The 2,653-nt window shown below is 37.4% G+C and carries 2 protein-coding genes; both read right to left on the bottom strand.

Features of this window, described 5'->3' with window-relative positions; translation table 11 throughout:
- Window positions 1-133: 133 nt before the first annotated feature.
- Complete coding sequence (locus IM500_RS24375; RefSeq protein ID WP_242034776.1) at window positions 134-811, bottom strand: transposase; 678 nt, start codon at window positions 809-811, stop codon at window positions 134-136.
- Window positions 812-847: 36 nt separating this feature from the next.
- Window positions 848-1,936 carry a DNA cytosine methyltransferase gene (locus tag IM500_RS24370; protein WP_190723762.1) on the bottom strand — a complete coding sequence of 363 codons (1,089 nt, stop codon included), beginning with the start codon at window positions 1,934-1,936 and terminating at the stop codon, window positions 848-850.
- Between the last annotated feature and the right edge of the window lie 717 nt (window positions 1,937-2,653).

The following is a 2,653-nucleotide window of genomic DNA, read 5'->3' as shown; positions in this document are numbered from 1 at the left end:
TAATCGTGTCTTGGAACGAAATAGAGGCTTTTAAAGACTGCGTACATAGAGAATTAAAACAAGAATTACCCTCGAAAAGCCTATTTTTCCCCTAAGTATTTATGCTCATTGCAAAGGTGAGATGCTCCCCTTTCTAGCTTTCTAGGTCGCAAAAAGCGACTACTCTTACTTCTATTTGTCTTTTATCTTTTCCGAGTTTACACTTGCCATTTTCGAGCATCTCCAGGCTAATATTATTTTTCAATCTCAAGACAAAATGCTTGTCACTACTCTCTAATAATTCGGTGATTCTTTGATTAGAAGCAAATCCTCTATCCATTACGCCAAGTCCATTTACAGGAATTGCTTCTATCGTTTTTCCTCCTTCTTTCGAGTCATTAACTTGACCAAAATGGATGAGGATTTCGACCACCTCTGTTGTGATACTATTAAGACCAGAGAATAGTTTTACTTGATGCCATCCTTGCGACCATAGTAGTTTACTGGTTAAGCTAATTATTGTTGAGTCAATGGGAAATAAAGCTCGCACATTCTCTATTCCTTTTTTGGCAACTAAACGCTTATTTAATTCAACAATGACTTTCTCAAACGGACTTGTTTCTATAATTTTGCTTGCCTGAGAAAATGGGGATAAATTTACATTGATTCCTTCAAGTACCATTCGACTGCATAAGTCCCTCATACTGACGATGCTTTTATCTAAAGCAAAACCAATCCAACAGGACAAAAATGTAAAAGTGTCTAAAGCGGGGTAGTCATTTTTAGGCAGTGGTTTGAGAAGCTCTTTTATGAGTTTTGAGAAATTCTTCATCAGGGCAAACTCCCTATTGTGAGGGTAATAAGTTGTCTAGATTCTATCTATAATAGCATTTTTTGTCTGACTTTTCTCAACGTTCAACACTTCTGGTTCTAATTGTCTCCCCTCTAGGTCTTTAATCCTGATATTTTCTTGAGAATTTCTGGATAAATCTAAAGCTTTAATCACCTCTTTTGCCACTGCTTTTACCACGGGAATAGCCACAGAATTACCGAACTGTTTATAAGCTTGGACATCGCTGACAACAATCTGAAAACTATCGGGAAATCCCTGTAATCTTGCCCATTCTCTGGGAGTCATTCTGCGGACGAATAATTTATTTACTTCTCCCTTAATGCGAGTAACGGGAGTAAAATTAGTCAGTCTTTGATCGATAACTAAATTTCTTTCTTTTCCCATACCTCCCACCACAATAGCATTAGCAATACCATCGGGAGAAATAATCTCATAACCGAACCCATTACCTTTATTTTCGTGTCTGGCCCTGTGTTTAAACAAAGTTTCTAAATACTGATTAGAGAGATAATATTTAACGCTGACTTCCTTTTCTTCTAGGATATCTTTGAGACAAGTTTCTTGATGGGTTGGTTGGGGATAGGAAAAATGGTAAATATTTAAATCTTCTCGAAAACCGACGATAAAAATTCGGGGACGGTTTTGAGGAACCCCAAAATATCTGGCATTTAAAATCTGGGGACTAGGGACAAAATAATGCAAATCCTTTTCTAATATATCTAAAATAGTTTTTAAAGTTTTACCTCGATCATGGTGGACTAAACCCTGGACATTTTCTAAGATAAAAGCTTTCGGTTTCTTTTCGTGTAGGATCCGGGCAACTTCAAAAAATAAGGTTCCGCGTGCATCTTCAAAACCGTGTTTTCTGCCGGCGATACTAAAAGCTTGACAGGGAAACCCGCCACAGAGTATATCATGATCGGGGACAGTTTTTGCCTCTAATTTTCTGATGTCTTGATTATCGGGTAAATGACCATAGTTAGCTAAGTAAACCTTTTGGGAGTGAGGATCGATTTCCGAGGAAAAAACGCATTGACAACCGAGATTCTCTAAGGCGATTCTAAATCCTCCTATACCGGCAAATAAATCAATAAAAGTCCACATATTTTATCTATTCTAAGCTTTTGTTTTGATCCCAGAGACGATATTAAACCGGCTATCTTAGATTTTAGTATAAATTCTCGAATCTTTCTGTCCACTTCCCCATCTACCCTGTCCGCGTAATTTTTTTCTCCCAAATACTAAACAGATTGGTGTTACAAGTGTAGGATAAGAAAGATACCTTTAACAAGCATAACCTAGAAACCATGACCTCTTCTGCTCTTTTTATAGCAGTTATCCTAAATGATGAGGTAGGAAGTTTTCCTTTTGGGGAGTCGGTCGTCAGCAGTCGATCCCAAATCAGTTTACACTTCGTCTTGATGAGAAACGCTATAAGTAGCCGACGATAAATCCGACATTCCGCACATCTTCATATACTTTTATATATTTTTACATTCCCCAAGATGTTTTGACGAAAAAGCTTCATTGTAGAAACTACTATTGAGAACATTTTCAATAATTGATTTTTTCTGAGAAAAAAAAATTACAATTCTTCACCTTGATCAAAATCAATCATTGTAGCTATAGTCCCTACTAGCAATGGGTTTTAAGCAAAATATTAGTGGGACTTAGGCGTTTTCGGTCATCAAAAAAGGCTCAAACCATTACGGGACAAAGGGTTAACCTCGATTTATGATTTTCCTTGATCTATCTGGGTTTCAGCGATTTTGGGCTTCTCGAAGTAAGTCCCAAGCGGGGATTGGAGTTGAGGCTTTTCTC

Origin of the sequence: Microcystis sp. M179S2 (genome assembly GCF_020245805.1) — a bacterium.
Lineage (GTDB): Bacteria > Cyanobacteriota > Cyanobacteriia > Cyanobacteriales > Microcystaceae > Microcystis > Microcystis aeruginosa.
Note: the sequence above shows the minus strand (reverse complement) of the source record. Positions and strands in the feature narration are given on the sequence as shown.

Excerpts from the sequence above, each read along its gene's own strand:
- IM500_RS24375 (WP_242034776.1), bottom strand. The coding sequence starts at position 811 with ATGAAGAATTTCTCAAAACTCATAAAAGAGCTTCTCAAACCACTGCCT.
- IM500_RS24370 (WP_190723762.1), bottom strand. The coding sequence starts at position 1,936 with ATGTGGACTTTTATTGATTTATTTGCCGGTATAGGAGGATTTAGAATC.